Origin of the sequence: Paenibacillus amylolyticus, from assembly GCF_047302515.1 — a bacterium.
GTDB lineage: Bacteria > Bacillota > Bacilli > Paenibacillales > Paenibacillaceae > Paenibacillus > Paenibacillus amylolyticus_G.
Window position 1 is genome coordinate 2,965,974 of record NZ_CP168019.1, and the last position, 25,306, is coordinate 2,991,279.

Genomic DNA, 25,306 nt, shown 5'->3' on the forward strand with positions numbered 1-25,306 from the left:
AGCGGTAATGTCGTTACTGCCGATGATTGCAGTATCACATGTAAGAATCAATTCAATCTAGATATGACGATCAAACGCTGACGCTTTCTCCACTTGATCTGTACGGTTCTCATCCATAACTTGAATCAGCTTATTTAAACGGAAGATCAGCGCTGCAGCTTCTGATCTGCTTAAGTGCTGCATGGGACGGAAGCTGCCGTCTTCATATCCGGTAATCATGTACAAACCTGCAAGTTCCTGCACTTCTTCTTTGGCCCAATTAGATACATCAGTCTGGTCGGTAAACGCTCTTGGGGAAGTCAGCGGTTCCGGTCTGATTTTACGAACAACATTTGCTATAATCTTGGATGCCTGTTCCCGTGTCACCAGCGCATGTGGAGCGAATTTGCCGTTCCCCATGCCTTGAACCATCTCATGGTGAACGGCTGCCTTAATCTCAGGAGCAAACCAATCCTCATCGTTTACATCCTTGAATCCATGCTGTTCATTAACCGCTGTGTCCACACCCATCAGACGCACGATTAATGCGGTAAATTCTGCACGCGTGATCGGACGACGTGGCTCGAAGCGAGTTTCACTTACACCTTGAATGATATTTTGTTCCGCAAGCCAGGTAATCTGATCTTTATTGAATGTTTGGCTGATATCAATAAATTTGATATTTTTTTTCACAGGTACCTCAGGTTGCTCAGACAGTTCTGGTTGTGAACTCACCTCATCGGCTTGTTCCGATGTAACGTTTGGACTCGGGGTTGCACCGCCACCGCTCCAGGCGGATGGTGGATACGGAAAAGTCATGGCTGCTGCCCGTTTTCTTTCACTTTTTTCACCTGCTGAATTCTCCGTCCATACTTCCACCTCATAATGCTGCTCGGCATTCAGTCCTGTCCATACATGACTACGCTTGGTGCCACGATAGATCTCACGATTTTTATGGGTGATCACAATCACCTCATTTATTGAATCCAGTTCCCAAGTTAGCTTAATCGTGTTTGTACCTTGCGCTATGGCTGCTACTGTCAGTTCCTCGGAAGGTAGCGTCTCGAATTCCGGTACTTGAAGCGCCTCACCCTCCCCTGCCTCGTTAAATGGAACGATTGCAAAGTCAGCATAACGCTCTGCACTGTTCAATTCAGACACATGTATGGATGTCTCCGTTGTTGTTCCCACAAGCTCTTCATTTCGATAAACTCGATAACCCCCAGCACCAAGAATCAGTTCCCATACAATGTCTGCACCATACATGGAACGCCCCTCTACTACAGGAGATGAAGCAGCACTACCAGGCAAAGTCATGGCATGAAGGTAATAACCACCATCACTACTGCCGGAGGCATTCATGGTCTTCACTGTATAGATATAGTTCACACCCGGTTCGAGTTCCTTGTCGTCATAGAACAGTTCGTCTGCAGGAACACGAGCAATCTCCACACCATCCCGCTCAATGATAAACTGCTCGGCACCTTCCACCCGGCTCTGTTCCAATAGAAGACGGATGTGGTCCTTCGCCGAATGATACTCCACTTTGACCGGAGCTGCTGGCTTGGTCAGGACAGAATACGCCAGCTTCTCCGATGCATCTCCCTGATCATTCTCTGTATGGATTTCAATCGGGTACTGCTTGCCTGCATCCAGTTGATCAATAATTAACTCTTTTTGTGTGCCTCGGTATACTTCCGTGCCATCCAGCAATACAACGAATGTTTCGTTTACATAAGGGAAATCCCATTCCAAATTAGCGTGATCAGTCTCGGGGTATATCTTCATTTCCAGTGAATCAACATGAGGCAAGGTGTAAAAAGGAGCCACGGTCATTGGGCTTCCTGAACCAGCCGTATTATAAGGAATAATTTGTACCTGATCATATCGGGTTGCACTCTCCAGATGAGTTAATCTCACCTCTGTGATATCACGTTCTTCAATCGTGGTGAACATCTGATCTCCGATACGTATGGTATATCCCTCCGTACCTTGTACCTTTGGCCAAGTGATCCATCCCTCCTTTTCCCCAATCATGCTTGCATGTAAAGGTTCATGAATGGTCGCAGGCAACGTTCGTAAGTAAACTTCGAAACCGGAATTACTCTCTCCCGTTGCATTGGATGTTTTGATGGTATACGTGTAATGCTCTCCTGGTGTCAGTCCATCATCTTCAAATGAAGCTTGATCTGCTGGAACCTTAGCGACTTCAACACCATCCCGCATAATAATGAATTGCTCTGCTCCCCGTGTGGAGCTTCCAGTCAGGTCCAGTACCGCAGTCTGATCTGTGATGTGTGTTATGCCTGCCGTCTGAGGTGATATGGGTTTCGTTAAAACCTGAATCTGAATAGACTCTGACCGATGACCATCTTCATTAATCGCAACAAGTTCGAATTCATACGCTGTGCCATCCAGCATGCTATTGAGATGTACAGACGGTTCAGACACGCTCTGTACATCTCCCGTTACCCGATTTCGAATCTCATATGCAGCCGCTCCCTGAACAACATCCCAAGCCAGATCCACCACATGTGTTCCGGCTTTCACTGTTATACTTTCTGCAACCAATGGCAACGTTTGAGTCATTACACTGAAAGTAAGCGGCGCACTCGTTCCACTCGCATTGACTGCCCGAATTACATAAGTGTATTTCGTTCCTGGCGACAGATCCTTGTCTACAAATTGGGTTTCACTTGAATCCATCTGAGTGATCTCTCTTCCATTCCGTTCAATGACGTAATGATCTGCCCCTTGGACACCTGTGTTACTGAAATCCAGACCAAGGCTGTTTTTCGCCACATCATATACCCCAACCTTAACGGGTTTCTCAGGCAAAGTCAGCAGGGATACATCCTTCGCTTCAGAACGAGTTCCCTGTCTGTTGACCGCCCATAGTTGATAGTGATGCCACGTCCCATCCTGGAGCCCTGTAATCGTTGCTTCATTCTCCATTCCTCTATAGATCTCCTTGCCATTCTGCTCAATTACGTATTCAGCGGCACCTTGCACGACAGACCAGGAAACTTTTGCCCGATGTACTCCTGGATCAACAAGTACTTCGGCAGGCGACACAGGTTTGGACAATCGGATGAGCTGCGCTGCCTCACCTGCACCAGAAGTATTCGCAGCCTGAACTTCCAAAGCGTACTCTGTACCAGGTAACAATCCCTCAACCGTGTAGGCTAGTTCTGATGTTCTGCCCACTTCTGTTCCATTGATTTTCACAATATAGAGATTCGCCGTATCTACAGCTTGCCATGCAAGTCCCATACTTGTTTCACCCGTCCATGTGACATTCAGTCCTTCCGGCCTGCTAGGTAAAGTAAGAATTGTACTACTGGTGGATGCACCGTACCCGGCAGCATTGCCCGCCTGTACTTCATAGGTATACTCACGACTGCTTGACAGATGGTAGACTGCGAGTTGTGTATCTGATATCTCATGGCTCTGTCCATCGATGACCACCCGATATTTCGTTGCCCCAGCTACAGGCTCCCAGCTCAAGATCGCTCCCTGTTCAGTTACTTGAACAACGTGAAGTCCCGACGGGCTCTCCGGTAGCGTTGTTCCTGATACCGAACTGCGCATCCCTTGTCCACTTCCATTCACTGCTTGTACATCCAGTTGATAAGATGTTCCTGAACTCAGTCCCGCAAAGACCCATTCTTGGGTTCCGGCAGGAACCGTTCCCGACTTCTCTCCATTCAACCATAACTCATAACGATCGGCTCCTCGTACTGCTTCCCAATTCAGACGAAGGCTCGCTGTGGAAGCATCTGATACCTGTAAGCCGGGTACCTGTCCAGGTAACGTCTTGAGCAAAGGTAAACCTGCCAACGGCCCTGGTCCTGTCTCATTTCCGGCAATTAACGCATAGCTGTACTCCGTTCCGCTATCCAGACCCGAGTCCAGATACTCCGTCTGCTCTCCTTCATATATGGCTGTTCCATCGCGTGAAAGACCATAATACGTTGCAGAAGTCACTGTCTCCCAATCTAATGAAATATCATGCTCCTGAATTTGAACGGCCATAAACTCACCGGGCATTGCCGGCAGTGTGAGAAATCCGGTTCTGCTGCTACCACCTGCTCCACTTTCATTCATTGCCGTTACCGAGATGTTATGAATGGTTCCTGGAATGAGGTTGCTGACATAGGGAAGGCTGTCAGGATCAGATACTGTCTGATCAAATACGATGGCACCGTCTGAAGTAGTCGCAATAATGCGGTAAGCATCTGCTCCTCGTACTGGATCAAATTGAATCTCGGCCAAATTGGGCTGTGAATCTACTTTTCGAACGTGCAACGTTCCGGGAGCTGTCGGAGTAGTTAATACTTGAGCGCTTACTGCATCACTTACTCCGGTATGGTTTCTCACTCTAACTTCATATTCATAGACCTGACCACCGCTTAGGGAGTGATCGATTATACTGTGCTTAGGATAGTCCAGTGTCCATGACTGTCCTGTCGTTTTATTCGATATCTCATACTGATATCCATCGGTATACCTTTCCCCCGTCGGTAAATCCACTGTAAGTTCAGCTGATGTCTCAGTGATCTGTGTCATTCTCACATGACTCGGTTGCTCGGGCTTGCGTTGAATATGGTAAGGTGATGTTGTTGTCTCATATGTATTCCCTGCTCTGTCCATGGTTTTGGCATGGATGTACCATATGCCTTCCGATTCGATGGATATTTTATGCTCGTAAGAGCGAGCTTCAAGCCAATGATCCGGTGATTCTGCACTGTTCGTAACTTGATAGAATCGTTCCAGTTCCTGAACGCCTGAGTGGGCGTCGGCATACTGAATGGTAGTGGATATGTCCGTGTCCGTCCAGCCATGTCCGTTCGGAGCAAATGTAATCGTTGGAGCCATCTGATCCACATAGGCGATTCGACTGACTTCCTTGCTCACATTGCCAACGGTATCCCTCGCTCGGGCCCGAATGGTGGTAGCCCCGTTTGTACTTACTGTACCGCTATTTCCTGTCATATACGGGGCATCATTCATGCTGTATTCATAGGATATCGCTTGTTCATCCATACTTCCAGCGATCGTGAATTGCACATGTTCTTTACTCCATCCAGAATGACTTATACTAATCACCGGCTCGGTTGGAGCTGTCGTGTCGATTCGAACCGTAGCCTGAGCGGACGTGCTTATATTGCCTACACGGTCAAGTGAGCGTGCATACACGATCGTTTCTCCCTCATCGGTAACCGTCACTTCACCCGTATAATCGATCCAGGGACCTTCTTTGTTAAGTCGATATTGGCTCTTGGCAAGCCCACTGCCCGCATCTTCACCACTGTTTATTGCAAGAGTTACATCCTGATTCGTCCAATCCTCTTCACTTAACGTAATCGTTGGTTGCTCAGGCCCAGTCTTGTCGATTCTGGCTGTTGCCGAAGTGGAAGCACTGACATTGGCGGCCCGATCAAAACTTCGTGCGTAAATCTCGGTTATCCCTTCTTCACTTAGTGTAAGAGGAGCCTTGTAGTCGACCCATTCTCCCTCACTTCCCAGCTTATACTGTGTCAGACTAATGCCACTTGCTTCGTCCGTACCCTCCGTTAATGTCACGATTACCGCCGCTTTTGTCCATTCGGGCGGATTCAGCGAGATAACGGGAGGCGTTGGTGCCGTCCGATCTACCCTGGCTGTCACAGCTGTTTCCTGTCCCGTATTACCAAACGCATCAATACTGCGTGCCATAATAGTTGTGTTGCCTTCACTGTTTACGGCAAACGGAGCGCTATATTCACGCCATTCTCCTGCCGGACCGACTTTAACTTCAGTCTTCTGAGTCCCGCTTAAAGCATCCTTTCCTTCTTCAACCGTGATGAGAACATCTTCCTTGGTCCATGAGGATGGAGTCACTGTAACAGCAGGTGCAGTTGGACCCGTTGTATCTTTAATCATCTCTCCAGCGGATATAAATGGGGTCTGTATCCCTTCTCCATTCAGTGCCGCCACAAATACTTCATATTTTCCATCCGCGAGTCCGGTCAGGGCGAATTCTGTACGTGTGGAAGTTGTTGTTCCCGTTGCGAGGACTTGCCCACCTGGACTGCGTATTTCCGTTTTGTAATGAGTGCCCGCAGGATTTCCATTATTATTCCAGCTCGCTGTAACAGAGTTGCCTGATTGTGTCACAGCCGCAGCAGCCGGTGGATTCGCCAATGTATATTTGGTGGATGGACTGGAGTACCCCGTGAAGGAACTACTTGAATTTTTGGCACGTACAGCAAAAGAATAACTCGTATTCGGAGTGAGCCCTGTCACCTGCCGACTGTTTGACGCACCTGTATCCACGATCTGATTCGTGGTCATATTCTTCAGCTCATACGTAACAGAGGCGTCATTGGCCTTCTTATCCCAGTTGACCGTCAAGTTATTAGAATTAACCAATGTATATGTCGGCGTTCCGGGCACAACAAAACTTCTTACCGTGAAGTTAACGGTTCCTGCTGAGGATACCCCACCTTTGTCATCCATGACCCATACTTGCAATGTGTGTGTACCATCTGGCAGGGTGTCAGGCAACGTGTAATTGGTGTTGAAAGATTGATTCGAACCCGTTGCGGTCATCTGGGTAAGAATGTTCTCAGACCCACCATCAATGGACCATTTCACGGTCAACAGGTCACCTACATCCGTATCTCGTGTTGTACCAGAGATCTGAAGTTGCTCGCCTTTGTAATACGTTTGCCCCGAAGAAGGAGCCGTTAGTGTAAATGAAGGCGGAACGTTCTGAGGGCCGATTCCCACGATCGTTGAAAATTTGCGTGAAGCCTGATTCGCTGTTGCTTTGGCATTCCACCAGAATTGCGCAGCTGTATCGCTCGCCGTAACGGTCTGGCCTGGAGTGAATGACGAAGGTGAAGACCCCCCTGTTAGCTGCGCATTGTCCGGACCGCTGTACTGTCCCATGTATATGCGATCTGCATTCACAACATTGTACGTATTGGCATAAAAAGCCGTTACCTGAACGCCGCCGCTGTAATTGCGCCATCCATTCTCTATGACTTCAAACGGAGATGCATCATTGCCATTCACCATCGTATCCCAATAAAATGTCCCACCTAAATTCAGTGCCGATCCACTACGGTTGATGGCTTCCAGTTCAACCTTCATGTATCCACCTTGTGAGGTAGCATTGACGATAGATACTCGCAAAATATATTCCACATTGTCCTTTTGCCGGGACATTTCAATCACATTATTGTTAATTCGGTAATAATTAAGCGGCAATGTTTTGAAGTTCACGGGTGATCCATTATGGTCGATAATCGTGGATACATTCCCTGTATCACCACCGTAAAATACATTTGTGTTTGGTAGTAATACAATTCTGTATTTGCCATCACTGTTCATCTCTACTTTCACCTTTGATGACTGTACAGCCTTCATGCTGGACGTATCGGATACAATCCCGATCGTTTCAACCGTTTCAGCCATTACCGTGGCTGCACCCCATTCAAGCAACAGGGCTTGAGGTGATAATAACGCAAATGCCAGCACCACTTTGGTTAACTGTTCCGCTTGTTTCTTCACACGTTTTCCTGATTTCTTCAACGTCTGCTCTCCTTTTTGGCACACAAAAAAAGGAGGCACCCCAACAAAGGAACGATGTCCTAAGTTGGGGTGCCTCCCCTAACAAGTGTCATTTTTTCTTGATTATAACGATTAAGCGCATGAATGTAAACACTTGATCATGAACGCCTTACTTCTCATTTCTCATCTCTGATCTTTAATAACGCTTCGTCCAGTGCGCCAACGACCTTGTCACACCATACATCAAATTCCGGATCTTCGGTCTGTAATTCAGGATGCGCCAGAATGTGCTCAATCGTACGTCGAATGCCCTGATCAGCTCTTGTCGTTGCTACAAATTCCGGAACAAGCCGCTTCAGCTTGCTGTTATCAAAGACAACGGTATTGGCTTTGTCACCCAGCAATCCGCCGCGAAGATCCTGATCACTGCATGCGGCCAAGAACTCAGAGGGAACATGTACCGCATGAAGCTTAACACCCAACACGCCAGCTATAATCTCATGAATCTGATTCCAGGTGACGGATTCATCCGAGGTGATATGTACCGATTCACCAATGGCATGGATATTTCCCATAAGCCCGATAAAACCTTTGGCAAAATCAGTATTGTGCGTAATCGTCCACAGTGAGGTGCCATCTCCATGGATGATAACGGGTTTGCCTTCACGTATACGCTTGAGAACCTGCCAGCTGCCTTGAGCACCATGAACACCGAGAGGTACCGATTTGTCGCCATACGTATGGCTCGGACGCACGATGGTCACAGGAAACCCATGCTCGCGGTATTGTTTCATCAGATAGTCTTCACAGGCAATCTTGTTGCGAGAATACTCCCAATATGGATTCGATAAGGGCGTACCTTCCGTGATCCGGTAATCGGCCAGAGGAGTCTGATATGCAGATGCCGAACTTATAAATATAAACTGCTTTGTTTTATCCTTGAACAAACGGTAATCTCGCTCCAATTGAGACGGTACAAAAGCGATAAAGTCTGCCACAACATCAAATTCCAGATCAGCTATCAGTTCCGCTACACGTGTCTCGTCATTAATGTCCGCTTGAAGTACGTTGACCTCACTAGGTAAGTCATCGTTATGATTGCCGCGATTAATTAAATACAGTTCACAGCCTTGCTGTGCAAGCATCTCCGTAATGGCCGTACTGATGGTGCCTGTCCCTCCAATAAATAGCGCTTTCATTTCGCCACCTCCTGATCGATTTTACCCACTTTTCCATGATATCACGCACCAAAAAAAGGAGCAAAGCTCGGCGACCCGAAACCTTGCTCCTTCAGTTATACGACCTTAATCGTTGCATATATCATGTACATGCCGCAATGGATCTCATATTCTCCCTTGGGCAGATCTTTGTCGACCGTATAATAATTGGGTCCCTTTTGCATGTATAGATCCATGCCAAGCTTTTGTGATCCCACTGATTTCACATGTGTCACCGACCGGGTCAGAATAAAGTTGATTTTGGTCGGTACGCCAGCTTTCACCTCGATGACGTCTGGTCCAAAACCATCGTTGCTCACGTCCACATCAATGACTTCATATCCCTTCAAATCCTCCGGAGTATCGGCTTGTGCTGTTACCGCACTTCCCGATCCCGGGGATACGTCTTTGCCCATAAAATAAACCAAAAATGATCCAAGCAGTACAACAACGGTCAGACCCAGCGTTAACCAAGGCCATGTTTTTCCAAACCAGCTTTTCATCAAAACACTCCTCATTCGATGTCCCATCAATATTCAATCAACAGACGGATGTATTCTTTAAGCATACCTGATTCGCATGACAATGAAAATGACCCCTCTGGGCTATTGCGATTGAGCTATATAAGTGGAACTAAAGAATATTTACACTGGACACTCCGATGACAGAACAACCTTTCGATCGCTGTTATCCCCAGATTTTTTTGATTTCCTTTTTCAAAGGGTAAAATCCGGGAATAAAGGCGCACGCTTCGCTTCTTCAGGTTATTTCTGTCCTCTCCATTTCGTGTAAATGTTTAGTTCAATTTATATAGAATATTTCAATAGAAAAAGCCTGATTTCTCAGGCTTATCTACGGGTATTCCCGTTCATGCTTTGCAATATCCCTTTTTGTATAACTCAGGAATAGATCGGTGTATTCCGACTTCGTCTCATGCGTAATTTATACAACTCTGGCAGGGCTACACCAATGAGCACAATAATAACTCCGAACCATTGCAATCCGCTGACATGCTCATGGAGCACGATTGAGGATAACAATACTGCAATTGGAAGCTCCACTGCACCCAGGATTCCGGCCATGTCACCACCAATATGCGGAACGCCGATAGCGAACAGTACTGGTGGAATGAATGCCCCGAAGAATCCAAGCAGCAATCCAAATACAAGCAACTGGCTCCAGATCAATCCGTTAAAGAGGAATGTCGGCGGGAACAAAATGCACAGCAGGATCAATCCGCCTGTAACCATCCACGCACTGCGGAAGGCTGGATGCGCTGAAGGAACCGCTTTGCCGCTGAACAAGACAAACAGGGAATAACTTACGGCTGCCATTAGTCCAAGAGCAATACCCAGACCGTTGAACTCACCCAATCCTTGTTCCAGGAAACCGGCTGCCAGCAAGGTTCCACCAAACAGAATGATCAACGTCAGGAATGTGACTTTGTCTGGACGTTGACGTTTGCTTATCGCCTGAATCAATACACTAATCCAAGTGAACTGGAACAACAGGATAATGGCAAGTGAAGCCGGAATGTAACGCAAAGACTGATAATACACGAGACCTGTAATTACCGTTGGTGTTCCAGCAGCCATCAATATCAGACGTTGTTTCCACGTCAACCGCTTGAATACCTGTGCCACGGCTCCTGATGCTTTGCCATTTGCCTGTGACTTACGTTTTGTTCTAAATTTTGTGTATAGCGCCAGCATCCAGGATAGAAGAAAACCCGTGATCAGCTGTGCTCCCACAACCTCTCCAAGTTTGTATCCTTCGCCGTACGCCAGAACCACAATCGTGGATAATATGCCATAGCTCATCGCTCCCGCGAGAACGGACAGATAATATTTCATTGTGAATAAACCTCCTGATGATAAGAAAAATACGCCCGCATGTTGGTTCATGCCAAGGTCACAGACACCATCTAAATGCAAAAAATCCTAACTACGAGCAAGGAATACATTGATTCCTTGGCATCGTAGTTAGGAAGTATAGGCTTCCCGTAGAGACCCTCGCCCTGTGTACACTTTCGGCCTGCGAGGTTATACGAAATGATATATGCAATTTGATGTAATTCGTGTGTGACGACTTTTCATATATTACATGGGAGGTGAGATGGTGTCAACCCTATTTCGTATAAAAAGTTGAACTAAATTATTACACCGAGTCGCTTCGATCGCGGTACCATTCTTCGAGTACTCTGATTACGTAAAAACGTCATGTTCGATTGGAGCTTGAGGAGTCCCACTCCAATGTTTGCTGTAAACCTGCCTTCAACCCTTCCAGATCCAGCCCATCTACGGCAAAAGCCTCACGGATCAAAGGCTGCGCGACAAATTCATCATACTTGCCCAGATAAGGTGCTTCATCTTCAGCCAGTAACGCAGATGCGTCTTCAGCCGCCCGACACTCACTCATAATCTCGGCTAACAATGTTCGTTCATCGACCTTTCCCGACACTACAAAATAATATGGCTCCATGGGTACAACTGAACGCAAGGCAAGTTTCTTGGACAGATTATGCTTCATCAGGCGCTCCAATGTACGGAATGATTTACTTCCCACCCAAGGAAGAACATACATCGAATCTCCCCCTGCCGGAATCACGACCTGCTTCAACAGTCCGCTTTCACGAGCTAGGCGACGCGCCCGTTCAAGTCGATTGACGGCTTGCGGTGACAAGTAGGGATAGATCACTGAGTCGGACAACACTTCACGCATTTTCTGTACCACCGACGTATGAATATCCCCTCCCGCGCCAAGCCATAATGTATCTACCTTACCTTTTGCAGACTTCACATACACAGCCTTGTGCTTGTGATCGACCTCTTCCACTTTCCACAGTTTGCCTGCGAGCGAGAAGCAATAGCCAGGTGGGGGCACGGTTGTAATCGAACCAATCTCTTCTGAGCCGTTTAGTACTTTATGTTCCTCATCGTCTTTAAACACGGCGTAGAAGCGATAATTATTCACAATTTTCTCACCTGTCAGACCGATGATCAATGTTCGATCCTCTGTCCATTGCAGATGATCCGTCTCAATGAGGTAATTCAGGAATACCTGATATTGATCAGGTCTGATCAACGCAAATGGAGCCAGCGAAAGGATGGCTTCAGCAAGATCTCTCGGCTCCGCCTCCCCCATACTTTTCAACATGCTCATCGTCTGATGATAGAGCACACCTATGGGCATTTTGCGGGCTTCAAGCGGCTCGACCCACTTCGTTTTTACATACAGTTCAATGACAGCAATCGCACGCATCAACGTCCACGGCATACGTGCTGGCAATTGCGCTTCCTCGTCCTCTTCCTCCGGACATACAAAAAGCATCTCCGAAGCCATGTCCTCTCGTCTCCCTGAACGTCCCAGACGCTGTACAAAGCTGGACGCACTATACGGTGCACCGAGCTGAACCACACGTTCCAGTTCGCCCAGATCGATGCCCAGTTCAAGCGTGACCGTTGCCGCAGCAACTGCGGGCCCCGACCCAGTGCGTAGGGCAGCTTCCGTCTCTTCCCTCAGCATGGCCGAGATACTTCCATGATGCACATGGAACACATCACGCTCTTGCCTGCGAGCCGCGACTCGCCGCATCTCAAGAATGGTGACTTCAGCATCCGTTCGGCTGTTGGTGAAGATCAGCGCCTTTTTACGATGTGTGCTCTCATAGATGAAGTCGTAGTAGGCTTTACGTGCGTTATGAAGCTGCTCCGCCTGCTCCTCGTCCTGTGCATCTGGAAAAGAGAAATGTTCCACCCGCAGTCGCAGCTTGCGCCCCCCCGGTGAAGAGACCACATCCACCCCCTGCTGCGTTCCGGCAGCAAGCCAAGATGTAGCCGCATCATAGTCACTAAGTGTAGCGGACAAGCCCACTCTTCGCGGTGCGCAGCCAGCCATACGCTCGATTCTGGCAAGTTCGCTGAGTACTTGAATGCCCCGATCCGCTCCCATGAAAGCATGCACCTCATCGATGATGACATATCGCAAGTCATGAAACAGCGCCGGGATTGCATTCGGTCGATTCATGAGCAGACCTTCCAGCGATTCTGGCGTTATCTGGAGCACACCGGACGGATTTTTCATCAGTTTTGTTTTCTCCGCCTGAGGTACGTCCCCGTGCCAATGCCAAACCGGAATATTTCCTTCGGATAACAGATCCTTAAGACGTTCGAATTGATCGTTAATCAGGGCTTTCAGAGGTCCAATGTACAAAATGCCAACCGATTTGGATGGCCGTTCATACAGCTCGGTCAATGCAGGAAAAAAAGCCGCCTCCGTCTTGCCGGAGGCTGTTCCCGCCGCAATCAGCATATGATGCGGGGTATGAAAACAGATATTGCAGGCCTCAATCTGGGCAGGACGAAGCGATTCCCATCTTTTTTTATATATAAATTCCTGAACAAACGGCGCCAGCCGATAGAACGGATTATCACTCATAATTCAAACTCCGCCAGAAAGTCGTCCAGATCATCTGTATTTGCGGAAGCATCTGCCCCTTTACCCGTTTCCTGAGGTTTGGCAACCCGCTCGCCAAGTAATTGAGTATAAGTCACTTCAGGATTCTGGTGTAACGTATGCAGAACATCCATAAAGTCTCGTACCACTTCACGCGTGGTCAGCAATTCATCCGCACCCAGCCGGTTCACCGCCGTTTGCATAAAATCAACCAATTGTTCATCCGTCAGACTTGCGCTGTATCCAAAATGCAGGGCATGAATCTGCCGCAGCTTCTGAAGTAAAATCATAATCTCTTCATGCGATAACATAGCCAGCTTCAGGATCGGACCTGTGTAATTCGCATACGCTTTGGCTGCATAACGACCATCAATAAGCCTGGAGCGAAGCGCCTCATAGCTGTATAATCCGCGCCGTTCATCCTCCACAAATTGCGGCGTACCGCCTACAAATATGCCCAGGTGCTCTGCCTTGCCCTGCATCGTATCATTGAACATGGTCAGCAATTTTTCATAGTTGCTTTGGCGGGAGACACTGTTTGTAATTTTGTACAGATTCACCGCTTCATCAATGAACAACAGCAATCCTTTGTAACCAATGCGCGCTGTGAATTCAGACCACAATTTGAAGTAGTCGTACCAGTTGTCATCGTCAATGATAACGCCAACAGCCAGTTCTTTTTTCGCTTCCGTTTTGGTTGCAAATTCTCCTCGAAGCCAGCGAAGGGCCGCCTGTTTGCGATCATCATCAGCCAGCTTGTACCCGTTCCAGTATGACGCCAGTACTTTGGCAAAATCAAAGCCGTGTACCAGATTCTGCATCTCCCCCGTCACCGCATAGATCTGCTTCTCTACTTCCAGCGGCAGAGCGGGATCATCCGGGCGCAGGTTCTGACTCTGCATCGTGGACTGTTGCAAACCTGCGATCCATTTTTGCAAAATCGGCTCCAACGCTCCCCCATCCGGGCGTGTGCGTGTAGACAGACGAGTCATCAGTTCGCGATATGTCGCAAGTCCCTGCCCTTTGGTTCCCACCAATCGACGCTCTGGTGAGAGATCGGCGTCTGCCACAACGAAATCCCGATCCATCGCATAATTACGAATCATTTGCAAAAGAAAGCTTTTACCGCTGCCGTAACGACCCGTAATGAGTTTAAACGCTGCGCCTCCCTCGGCGATATTGTCCATATCCCGCAGAATGGCCTCCACTTCCGGTTTCCGACCAACAGCAATCTGCTCCAGTCCTATGCGCGGGACAACACCAGCTGTCAATGAATTTACAAGCGCGGTGGTCAGCCGCTTTGGTATTTTAAGTTCTGTCACTGCGTATCACCTCTTCACATGTTCGAACACATCTATATAATCAGGAACAATCCGATCACCATCAATCAGAAGATCACCGATCGTTTCCATAGCCACATCATTAATTTCATCCAGCAGAAGCGTAGGCATCGTTCCATATTGCTCAGCCAGACGCATCAGCTCCATATCTGGACTTGCACCAAGTAGAACATGAATCGTTTGCACCTGCTGTGGGGAGAGTTCCTTGGCAAAGAGCAGCCATTCCTCTTCCAGATCAGCCTCAGCAGACTCGTCCCACTGCAACCTAATAGATTCTACTTGCGCTCCTGCTGCAATCTCTTCTGCGGATGGCTCCGACTCCATGGAACCTTCAGTTGGAGTGATCTCGTCCCTTGCTTCCAGCACATCGAATGGATTACTTGTAACATTGGCGTTGTTAACCTCTTCATCCTTCACTTCAGAAGGGTGATCATCCTCAATTGTAAGCGCCATTCGCACGTACTCACTTTCCTGCTGTAAAGATGCCAATTTCTCTGTATCAATACGAATCATCGGTTGTTCCACAGACTCCGCCTGCTCGATCGCATATGCTTTGTCCAGGTAACGTTCAATCAGATTTGCAAGTTCGGGTTCAAGAGTCTGTCCTCGCAATCTGCCTCTGAATCCGAGCAGTTCACGAAGTTTATTTTCAGTACATCGATAAATCCGCGTAACCATCTGCACAAATTCAGCATGTTCACCTATGGGCATATATCTGAACGATACCGATCTTCCATAGATCCATTCATCATAGACTGCTTTGCGAAACAGAGTGCGCTCCATGGTGCGTTCATCGTTGGGATCACACTCAGGCAATAGTCCAACTTGTCGCGTACGTTCCAGATACGAATCAACCAAGGCCATGACCCGCGGGATGTACTGATCCATCACCTCTTTGCCGCCATCTCTGTAAAATTTACTGAGTGTAATATCGTAATCATAATATCTTTGCAGCATATTCAGCGAGATATCCGATACCTTATCCTGTAAAATACGTTGCAGTTCCCTATCCAGCATCTCTGCTGGCAGGTATCCGCCCGAAAGGCCCATGACCTCGGATAAGGACATCTCCATCTGATGGACCAGCACATAATCGACCATCCACTCTTGCATATATATATTTAATTGGGGCAGCCGTTCACGATAGTTCACCCATAGCTGCTTCAATTGATCATAACCATCCTGAGGATTCTGCCAGCCAATGCCGTTTATTAACTCGTAGATATGAACAAATAGATAGGACAGATCGGTATCCGGGTATCTCCCCTGACGTACTTCCTTCCTCCAAAACAAATACCACTTGCGCTGGGCCTCATTCATCACGCCATACGTTGGCCAGTAACTCATAAAGGGAACCCACGGGGATACATCCCCCTCCATCTCTGCCCACTGCTTTGCTTCCTCTACAAAACGTTTCTCTGAGGACAATATGCCTCCACGATGCTGCATCGTATCATGTGCAGACTGCACAATGGTTGAACGATCAGGAACCGGCACTGCTGCTGTTTCAGGTTCTTCACTCAGATCTATCTCCATAAATTCCAATTGTCTTGAGTTGTCTCTCATAGAACGTTATCTCACCCTCCTCCTAGACAGAATACGAACAAGTGTATCCATAGGGATCATTATAGCACTTGTCCTGTGTCTGCGGTGACGAAATTTAGACATTCCTGGACACAAAAAAAGAAGACATTTCTGCCCTCTTTTCATCATGATATTATATAAGTTGAAATAATGATTATTTACATTGCACTACGATGACAGAATAACCTTCCAATCGCTGTTATCCCCAGATTTTATCGATTCCCTTTTCTAAAGGGAAAAATCCGGTTATAAGCGTATGCTTCCGATGTAGCTTTCTTTCAGAAAGCTTTTAGGCGAACGCTTCGCTTTTCCAGCTTTTTTCTGTCCTCTCCGTTAGGTGTAAATGTATTATTTCAACTTTTATAGGTTCCTTTTAATATATGAAAAAAAGTCCGCCCTACGTATTAATCCATTGATCCAATAGACGGAATGTCTCTGATGCACTGTGTACCATGTTGTCATGATCTTCTGGAGTACTGATGGACTGCTGCAGCAAACCTGTAAACTCGCTCCATCTTGTTCTTGTATCTGAGCCGTAAGCATTGAAATATTCCAATCCACGATCAGCTTCAATGGGCAGGAACTGCGACAAACGTTTGGTCATAATCTGTCCACCGTTCGTGGACCCCTCAATTACATACAAATATCCGAACAAACGGGCAGGTGTTGAAATATCCGGCAGTTCTTCACAGAGCGGAAATTGGCTGATTTCTTCTTCACTGGCTCCCAGATTTCGTAAATCTTTTTCCAAGAGTCCAGCCTTGCCTCTAATCTCAATATCCAGTTCCGTACTTTCCCAGAAAGGCAGCAAAACAGCCTGATCCTCCAGCGGTTTCAGGAATCCATAAAATTTTTCTAAATACGTTCTATATTCTTCTATAGTCACAGTTTGATTCATAATAGCTTTTGCATAAGGGTTCTGTTCTACTTGTCTGTGATAATGAGCTGTCTCGCTCTTCAGACGTTCCATAATAGTTGTTGCTGTCATTGTAGTTATCCCCTTTCACAATTTGTTTTATTGTTGCAAATGAACGCTTATCCTCAACTGATTCTCAGTATATTGAAATAGAAACTGCTTTCCTTGCACTCAGCTCCATTAATGCAGACAAAGACTCTATGTAAGTATACTTATTCTTGTCAGAGAAAACTATATGAACCCAACAACCTTACACAGCCAATACAGTCCTCCGTTGTTATCTTAACTGACTGTAATCTGTATGTTTTAGTATTAACCGAAAACAATAAAAACGACCCTATAATCTGGAAGGCAGTAGATTTCAGATGTCAACATGGTACACTACCTTTATATCCTGTCATTGGAGGAATGCATTCTATGGATCTTACAGTTCAAGAGGTTGTACTTCATCTCTCAGATAACATTGAATTGCCGGAAAACACGGTAGATCAGCTCATTATGGGCTCACTTGATCGTAAGGTCACAGGTATTATCATTGCTTTTATGCCCACACATTATGTTATTGAACAAGCCATAAACCATGGCGCTAACTTGATCATTGCGCATGAATCTCCGTTTTATAACCATCACAGTCATACGGATTGGCTTGCTAATGATTCGGTTTATGTGGACAAAAGAAAGTTGATCGACGATGCAGGCATTTCCATCTATCGATGTCATGATATCATCCACCGCTTCCAACCGGATGGCATTACCGAAGGACTGATTCAGGCCTTGGGATGGTCCTCTTATGTGGAGCAACGATCAGCGGAAGCAGACATTCTTTCTTTTCCGGAAGGAAGCACCGTTGAAGCTATTGCTCACCATGTGAAAAGTTCCCTAAGCATCGATTATGTACGCGTTGCAGGCAATGCGGAAATAGTCTGTAGACGCGCAGCGGTACTGGTAGGTTTTCGTGGTAATGGACATGTGACGATTCCCTTGATTCAGAACGAGCAATTGGATCTCATCATTGCTGGAGAAGGATTCGAGTGGGAGACACCTGAATATATCCGAGATGCCATGCAACAAGGCAAGTCCAAGGCACTAATCATGATGGGACATGCTGAGAGTGAGGCTCCGGGAATGAAGCTTTTGGCAGACAGGTTGGCAGAACGTTTTCCCGAATTGTCTGTTCGTTTTGTAGGCGAGAAGCCTGTGTACACTGTGATCTGATAATATGATTGGATTTGTACGGAGAGGAGCTTCTAGCTGATTGCTTCTAATCTCATTGCCTATCCTACCCTGGAGTTTTGGATACTTTCTATGCTCCGGGGTACGCTGGGCAGACTCTCGTTTCATTTCTTGGATAGCTACCGAACCTGACACACTCTATTTGGCGAATATTTGCCGATTTTCAAAAGTAACGAATCGTAGACACACTATTCCTCCATTCCCCCCTGTTTTACCGCCCATTTCTACCCGACATAACCCATTTAACGTTGCTGAGATTCGTTAGATTTCTCAATTCAATCGAATCAGTACAATAAGGTGTCACTGGTTCGTTAGATTATGATGAAAAATGAGTACTGAGCACATATGCCGCGTATCTCTTCATGCCCCATCTGGATTTACCGAGTTCTTTATAGTACTCTAGATGCTGTGACTTCAAAGCTCAGGACATTTGTCCTTGGCGTTCAGAGTCAATTTATCATTTAATAATAGAAGTCGAAGTGATTGAATAAGGAGCGTACATATGAGAGGAATTATTTTTGCATTACTGGGCGGCGCATGTATCACGCTCCAAGGGGTTGCCAATACTCGGATTAGCACCGACATGGGCACATGGCAGGCCGCTACGATTACACAACTGACGGGATTCATCTTAGCGGTGCTGATCCTAATGTTTGTTAGAGACACCAACCTTCAAGGACTCAAACAAGTAAAACCTATGTACCTGGCGGGAGGTGCTTTTGGCGCCGTCATTATTTTCAGCGAAGTGACAGCAATTCAGCAAATTGGGGTTACATTCACGATCTCGGCCCTGTTGATTGCTCAGCTGTTCCTGACTTTTCTGGTGGATAGTAACGGATGGTTCGGCGTGGTGAAACAAAAGATGAAACTGCCGCAATTTCTGGGCATTGCCTTAATGGTGACTGGTGTCATTATTATGAAACTATAGTTTTTGGAGAAGGATTGAAACATATCGTCGGGGGTGAATAACAGCGTGCAAGAGATCCATAACGAGCAACAATTAATACAATATCTGAAGCAATATCAACTCGAAACTGTATTTCACGAGCCCCTGCGTACACATATGACGTTATGCCATTTCGAGAAGTGTGAACTGATCTGTCGTGAAGGGGAAACTTCCGAATATTTGTACGTACTGGTCGAAGGTAAAATCAAGATTTTCACCACCTCTGCTCAGGATAAAACGCTGGTGCTTTGCTTCAAAACACCGCTTGAAGTTGTCGGTGACATAGAGTATGTTCGTGAAAGCAATATTGTTAATACGGTTCAGGCCGTGTCACCTGTGGTGATGCTTCGTATTCATTATCAATGGCTCGCTGAGCTTGCCAGCGATTATGCACCTTTGCTTAAATTTTTGCTCAAAATCATCTCACACAAATTCTACATTGACTCGAACTTTTCCAATTTCAACCTGATGTATCCCGTTGAGGTTCGTCTAGTCAGCTACCTGCTCTCCATCTCAATAGAAGAAGCGGGCAACGTCGTTCATGAAGAGCTGGACGCGTTCAATCTGACCGACATCGCGAATCTGATCGGCACCAGTTACCGACACCTGAACCGGGTCATCCAGAAGCTCTGTGCAGACGGGTTAATTGAACGACATCAGGGATTGATTATGATCAAGGACCGGGCAGGTCTACGTGAAATAGCAGGTCACAATATTTATGAATAAGGAGTTCGACAACCATGTTAATCACAGGTATTTCGCTTGCACTACTGGCAGGTGCACTTGTCAGTCTGCAAACGATTTTTAATAGCAAAGTCAATGAACGCACCGGTTCATGGTCCACAACAACGCTGGTGCTTTTCACCGGATTCATTGCTTCTTTCCTCATCTCTCTGCTAGTCGAGGGTAAAAATACATTCAGCTTTCAGCATATGCAACCCTGGTACTGGCTCAGCGGAGCCATCGGCGTTGGCGTGGTCTTCTGTCTCGTGCAAGGGATGAAGCTACTTGGTCCCACATATGCCATCTCGATCGTGCTAACATCCCAACTGAGCTTTGCTCTATTGTTTGATTCCATGGGATGGCTAGGTCTGGAGCAAATTCCTTTTTCGTGGAATCAGCTGCTCGGTGTACTTGTCATTGTTGGGGGAATTGTATTGTTCAAGTTCGGTGGGCGTAAATCTGAAAAATCAGAGCAGTCCCCTGGCACGTTGCAGTCAGACTCGTAAAATAAACAAAAAAGAGTGTCCGTCCAATCGCGTAGATTGGTCAGACACTCTTTTTATGCAATTAAACCACGTATCGTCTCGTTCTCTTACACAAACTCTACGTTATGGTAGACCTGCTGAACATCTTCAAGGTCCTCAAGCGCATCGATCAGTTTCTCGAACTGAGCTTGTGCATCCTCTGGAAGTTCAATATGGTTTTGCGCAAGCATGGTCAGCTCGGCTACTGTGAACTCAGTAATACCAGCAGCTTTGAATGCTTCTTGTACAGCGTGGAATTGATCCGGTTCTGCATATACAATCACAGCGTCGTCTTCGTCCACGATATCACGTACATCCACATCTGCTTCAAGCAGAAGTTCCAGTACTTCCTCGGAGTTTTTGCCTTCTATACCGATAACCGCTGTTGGATCAAACATGTAAGCAACAGAACCGCTGACACCCATGTTACCCGCGTTTTTGTTAAACGCAGAGCGCACTTCCGGCGCTGTACGATTCACATTGTTAGTGAGTGCATCAACGATGACCATCGCACCATTCGGTCCGAAGCCTTCATAACGCAGCTCTTCATAGTTCTCATCCCCGCTGCCTTTTGCTTTTTCCATCGCACGATCAATAATGGCTTTGGGTACATTATACGTTTTGGCACGTTCCAGCACGACTTTCAGTGCACGGTTCGCTTCCGGGTCCGGTTCGCCCTTCTTGGCAGCTACATAGATCTCAACGCCGAATTTAGCGTAGACCCGGCTCGTGTTTGCATCTTTTGAAGCTTTCTTTTCCTTGATATTATTCCACTTACGACCCATATCGTTTCCGCTCACTTTCAACATTTAATCTGCTTTCTACTATGCCATTATATCTTGTTGAGCGTACTTCAACAAGTTAATACACACGAAATAATGGGAATAACTGCGGTGATTATCCATCTCCAGTTGAAGATTAGTCTCAGTTTATCCTCTCATAAATCTCTCAGCAGCAACTAAACGTTACCTCTATTATCTCCATATATAGCAGACAAGAAGCACCCCATAAAGGAATGCTTCCGCCCTAATTCAGTCCTAATTTCAGTTATCTTACCCGGTCAATTAAGCGTGAAATTGTCGACCATCCAACACTTCAGGAACATAACCTGCACGAATGACAAAGTCTCCGAAATGTTCCCCTTCATTGCGCTCTTTGGCATACTGATTCACCATTGGAGTTAACGTGTCCAGAATCTCGGTTTCACCAATGTTTTCTTTGTACAGCTTATTCAAGCGATGTCCGGTGAAGCTGCCACCGAGATACATATTGTATTTCCCAGGTGCTTTACCGATAAATGAAATCTCTGCCAGCATCGGTCTTGCGCATCCGTTCGGGCAACCCGTCATGCGAATGACAATTTCTTTGTCTCTCAGCCCGGCTTCGTCCAGTACAGGCTCCAGTTTATCGATCAGGGACGGCAAGTAACGTTCGGACTCAGCCATCGCAAGGCCGCAGGTCGGAAACGCAACACAAGCCATCGAGCTTCTGCGTAGCGCAGAGTAATGTGCACCATCGGTCAGATTGTATTGCTGAATCAGCGCTTCAATCTTTTTCTTTTTCTGGCTGCTAATATTACCGATGATCAGATTTTGATTCGCAGTCAGACGGAAATCACCCGTATGCACTTTGGCAATTTCACGTAAACCCGTCATGAGCGGATAACCGTCTACATCTTTTACACGACCATTCTGAATGAACAGCGTGTAGTGCCATCTGCCATTATTACCTTTTACCCAACCGTATCGATCTCCGTTAGTCTCAAAATGGTACGGACGTGCTGCATCCAGTTTCCATCCCAGACGGGTGGTCAGCTCTTCGACAAACCACTCCACACCACGATCATCCAGCGTATATTTGAAACGAGCATGTTTACGAACTGCACGATCTCCATAATCACGCTGAATCATAACTGTTTTTTCTGCAACATCAATCATTTGCTCCGGCGTACAGAAACCAATGACTTTGGACACCTGAGGATAGGTTTTGGCGTCACCATGAGACATCCCCATGCCGCCACCAACGGAAACGTTGAAGCCTTGCAGCTTGCCGTTCTCCACAATAGCAATAAAGCCAAGATCCTGTGAATAGACATCTACATCATTGGATGGTGGTACAGCAATACCAATTTTGAACTTCCGTGGCAAATACACTTTGCCATAGATTGGTTCAACTTCTTCGTCCGAGTCCTGGGAATCAATCACTTTCTCTCCGTCCAGCCACAACTCATGATAAGCCCGCGTGCGAGGGTCCAGATGATTGCTAACCTGACATGCCCACTCATACACTTCAGCATGCACATCGGATTGATTCGGATTCGGGTTACACATCACGTTACGGTTCACGTCACCACATGCAGCCAGTGTGCTTAACAACGAATCGTTTACTTCGCGAATGGTGTTCTTAAGATCCCACTTCAGTACACCATGCAGTTGGAAAGACTGACGTGTGGTCAGACGAATCGTCTCATTCGCATATTTATGTGCCACTCTGTCCATCATCAACCACTGCTCCGGGGTTACAATCCCACCGGAAGCACGTACACGCAACATGAATTGGTATGCAGGCTCCAGCTTGGATTTGTGACGCTCATTGCGCAGGTCACGGTCATCCTGCATATAACTACCATGGTGTTTCATCAGACGGTTGTCGTCCTCTGGAATAGCCCCCGTGATACGATCGGCCAACGTTTCGGTCAGACTTCCGCGCAAGTAATCACTTTTGATCTTTATATCTTCCACATCGCTATTCGTGCGCTGTGGGTTAAGTAAGTTATTATAAACCATGCTGCTTTCTCCTCTCGTCTCTGCGGGATGGTGCAGTCCGGCTGGGCCGGTAATTAATAGACGTCCCGCTGATAACGTTTCTCCTGCTGTAACCGTGTCAGATATTCCGATGCCTGCTCAGACGATAAACCGCCTTCTTGTTCAAGAATCGTGGTGAGCGCAGCATGCACATCATGTGCCATTTTTTTCTCGTCACCACAGATATACAAGCTTGCCCCTTCCTGAAGCCACTGGTACAGTTCTTTGCTGTGTTCCAGCATGCGATGTTGTACATATACTTTCTGTTCCGTATCACGTGAGAAGGCTACATCCATCTTAGTGAGCACACCATCTTTGAGCCAACGCTGCCACTCCGTCTGGTACAAGAAGTCCGTGGCGAAATGCTGATCCCCGTAGAACAACCATGTTTTGCCCTCTGCTCCTGTTTCTTCACGCTCACCAAGGAAAGATCTGAACGGCGCTACACCTGTACCTGGGCCAACCATGATGATCGGTGTATCCGGATTCTCAGGCAGCTTGAAATTCGGGTTATGCTGTATATATACAGGCAGGGTGTCGCCAGCTTCGATTCGTTCAGCCAGATGTACCGAGCATACACCGTAACGTTCTCTGCCACGTGCTTCATAACGTACCGAGCGGACGGTTAGATGAACTTCATCCGGGAAAGACTTCGAACTACTCGCTATGGAGTACAGACGTGCCGGAATTTTACGAAGAGTAGCTACGAACTCTCCGGCAGGAATCCCTTTCAGATTATAATCCTGAACCAGATCCAGCAGATCACAGCTATTCATGACCGTGCGGAATTCGGAATCATCTGCGAGTAACGCTGTCAGGCCACTCCCAGGATTCAGTTTCGCAAGTTGTTCCACAACCGGTTTCGTCACAGCTGTAATTTCAAAATAACGCAGCAACGCTTCATGCACAGATGCCTGATCGCCGTTTTTATTCACGGTCACGCGTTCATCGGCATTCCATCCCATGGCTGCAATCAATTCCTCCACAAGGCGCGGATGATTCTCAGGGAATACCCCAAGGCTGTCACCTGGCTCGTAGTCCAGGCTGGAGCCTTCCAAAGACAACTCAATGTGGCGTGTTTCACGATCTGATCCTCTGCCATTCAGATTGAGATTTTCCAACACTTCAGCCTTAAATGGATTCGTGCGATCATATTCGGATTCCCCGCCGCTCACCGCAGCTGTAACAGCCTCAGTGGTTACCGTACTCGCAGCAGCAGATGTACTGTTTAAGGATGCCAGTACTTCATTCATCCACTCCGCAGCTGCTTCATCAAAATCAACATCACAGTCCACACGCGGTACAAGGGCTGTACCACCCAATTCCTGCAATCGTTTATCGAAGTCCTTACCTGTCTGACAAAAGAACTCATAGGAGGTATCTCCCAGAGCCAACACCGAGTAACGAAGTCCTTCAAGCTTCGGAGCCCGTTTGCTGTTCAGGAATTCATGCAGCGGAATCGCATTATCCGGTGGTTCGCCTTCGCCATGCGTACTGACGATAATGAGAAGATTTTCAATTTTCTTGAGTCCGTTCGGTTTGAAATCTCCCATCGATGACAACGTTACCTGAAGACCTTGCTCTTCAAGTTTCTTGGCCAGCTTTTTCGATAGGCCACTGGAATTCCCGGTTTGTGAACCGAAGAGTACGGTAACTTCCCGGGATACTGGCGGAGCACTGACAGGTGCAATACCTGTAGTTGGTGCAGCCTGTACCAGGTTAGCTGGAGCCGCTATTGTCGCGCTTGCCTGAATTGCTGCAATATATCCGCTCAACCAAGTACGTTGTCCATCGGTCAATGTAGGAATAAGACGATTAAGCAGTTCAACTTGTTCTTGATTAAAAGGGCTGTTTGTCACTTGAAGTTCCACTGTTTGCCACCTCGCGCATTGCTTCAATTTTAATTCCGACTAAAATCATCACATTAATTTAATTTCTTCTCTCTAAAACCTAACACACCGGGTGTTGAGGGTCAATTTCAATGATTTTATAGCATTTATCAGTTTCGCTGATAAAGGACAAAAA

15 protein-coding genes and 1 riboswitch are annotated in these 25,306 nt (G+C 46.9%); of the genes, 4 read left to right on the forward strand and 11 right to left on the reverse strand.

Going from position 1 to position 25,306, the window contains the following annotated elements; translation table 11 throughout:
* Positions 1-57: 57 nt before the first annotated feature.
* From ACDJ59_RS12560 to ACDJ59_RS12595, 8 genes are all read right to left on the reverse strand, one after another.
* Entirely contained in the window at positions 58-7,560 is a 7,503-nt protein-coding gene (locus ACDJ59_RS12560; RefSeq protein WP_413409217.1) for a fibronectin type III domain-containing protein, read from the reverse strand.
* Positions 7,561-7,715: 155 nt separating this feature from the next.
* Positions 7,716-8,738, reverse strand: a complete 1,023-nt coding sequence (locus ACDJ59_RS12565; RefSeq protein ID WP_221819554.1) for an SDR family oxidoreductase — start codon at positions 8,736-8,738, stop codon at positions 7,716-7,718.
* 95 nt (positions 8,739-8,833) lie between these two features.
* Positions 8,834-9,259, reverse strand: a complete 426-nt coding sequence (locus ACDJ59_RS12570; protein ID WP_413409219.1) for a cupredoxin domain-containing protein — start codon at positions 9,257-9,259, stop codon at positions 8,834-8,836.
* A gap of 396 nt (positions 9,260-9,655) precedes the next feature.
* Entirely contained in the window at positions 9,656-10,609 is a 954-nt protein-coding gene (locus ACDJ59_RS12575) for an EamA family transporter (RefSeq protein ID WP_017688752.1), read from the reverse strand.
* A gap of 106 nt (positions 10,610-10,715) precedes the next feature.
* A riboswitch (purine riboswitch) is annotated at positions 10,716-10,826 on the reverse strand.
* Between the two features lie 147 nt (positions 10,827-10,973).
* A complete protein-coding gene (locus ACDJ59_RS12580; protein WP_413409221.1) occupies positions 10,974-13,193 on the reverse strand; it encodes a DEAD/DEAH box helicase in 2,220 nt (739 codons plus the stop codon).
* Positions 13,190-14,533: an ATP-binding protein gene (locus ACDJ59_RS12585; RefSeq protein ID WP_413409223.1), complete on the reverse strand. Its 1,344-nt coding sequence runs from the start codon at positions 14,531-14,533 to the stop codon at positions 13,190-13,192. The genes ACDJ59_RS12580 and ACDJ59_RS12585 overlap by 4 nt, the downstream gene beginning before the upstream one ends.
* Positions 14,534-14,539: 6 nt before the next feature.
* Positions 14,540-16,117 carry a TerB N-terminal domain-containing protein gene (locus ACDJ59_RS12590; protein WP_413409225.1) on the reverse strand — a complete coding sequence of 526 codons (1,578 nt, stop codon included), beginning with the start codon at positions 16,115-16,117 and terminating at the stop codon, positions 14,540-14,542.
* A gap of 415 nt (positions 16,118-16,532) precedes the next feature.
* On the reverse strand, positions 16,533-17,123 hold the full coding sequence (locus ACDJ59_RS12595) for a biliverdin-producing heme oxygenase (RefSeq protein ID WP_413409227.1): 591 nt from the start codon (positions 17,121-17,123) through the stop codon (positions 16,533-16,535).
* 345 nt (positions 17,124-17,468) lie between these two features.
* On the opposite strand from ACDJ59_RS12595, the gene ACDJ59_RS12600 reads away from it, so the two are divergent.
* The 4 genes from ACDJ59_RS12600 (at position 17,469) to ACDJ59_RS12615 (ending at position 20,459) form a co-directional block, all read left to right on the forward strand.
* Positions 17,469-18,266 (forward strand): Nif3-like dinuclear metal center hexameric protein, encoded by a 798-nt coding sequence (locus ACDJ59_RS12600; RefSeq protein WP_413409229.1) that lies wholly within the window; start codon positions 17,469-17,471, stop codon positions 18,264-18,266.
* A gap of 520 nt (positions 18,267-18,786) precedes the next feature.
* Positions 18,787-19,212 carry a DMT family transporter gene (locus ACDJ59_RS12605; protein ID WP_413409231.1) on the forward strand — a complete coding sequence of 142 codons (426 nt, stop codon included), beginning with the start codon at positions 18,787-18,789 and terminating at the stop codon, positions 19,210-19,212.
* A gap of 45 nt (positions 19,213-19,257) precedes the next feature.
* Positions 19,258-19,956, forward strand: a complete 699-nt coding sequence (locus ACDJ59_RS12610; RefSeq protein ID WP_413409232.1) for a Crp/Fnr family transcriptional regulator — start codon at positions 19,258-19,260, stop codon at positions 19,954-19,956.
* 14 nt (positions 19,957-19,970) lie between these two features.
* Positions 19,971-20,459: a DMT family transporter gene (locus ACDJ59_RS12615; protein ID WP_413409233.1), complete on the forward strand. Its 489-nt coding sequence runs from the start codon at positions 19,971-19,973 to the stop codon at positions 20,457-20,459.
* Between the two features lie 86 nt (positions 20,460-20,545).
* Here the strand turns inward: ACDJ59_RS12615 and ACDJ59_RS12620 are convergent, their stop codons facing one another.
* From ACDJ59_RS12620 to ACDJ59_RS12630, 3 genes are all read right to left on the reverse strand, one after another.
* Positions 20,546-21,262, reverse strand: a complete 717-nt coding sequence (locus ACDJ59_RS12620; RefSeq protein WP_036608916.1) for a YebC/PmpR family DNA-binding transcriptional regulator — start codon at positions 21,260-21,262, stop codon at positions 20,546-20,548.
* Positions 21,263-21,541: 279 nt separating this feature from the next.
* Positions 21,542-23,263, reverse strand: a complete 1,722-nt coding sequence (cysI, locus tag ACDJ59_RS12625; protein WP_413409234.1) for an assimilatory sulfite reductase (NADPH) hemoprotein subunit — start codon at positions 23,261-23,263, stop codon at positions 21,542-21,544.
* A gap of 53 nt (positions 23,264-23,316) precedes the next feature.
* Positions 23,317-25,152: an assimilatory sulfite reductase (NADPH) flavoprotein subunit gene (locus ACDJ59_RS12630; protein WP_413409235.1), complete on the reverse strand. Its 1,836-nt coding sequence runs from the start codon at positions 25,150-25,152 to the stop codon at positions 23,317-23,319.
* Between the last annotated feature and the right edge of the window lie 154 nt (positions 25,153-25,306).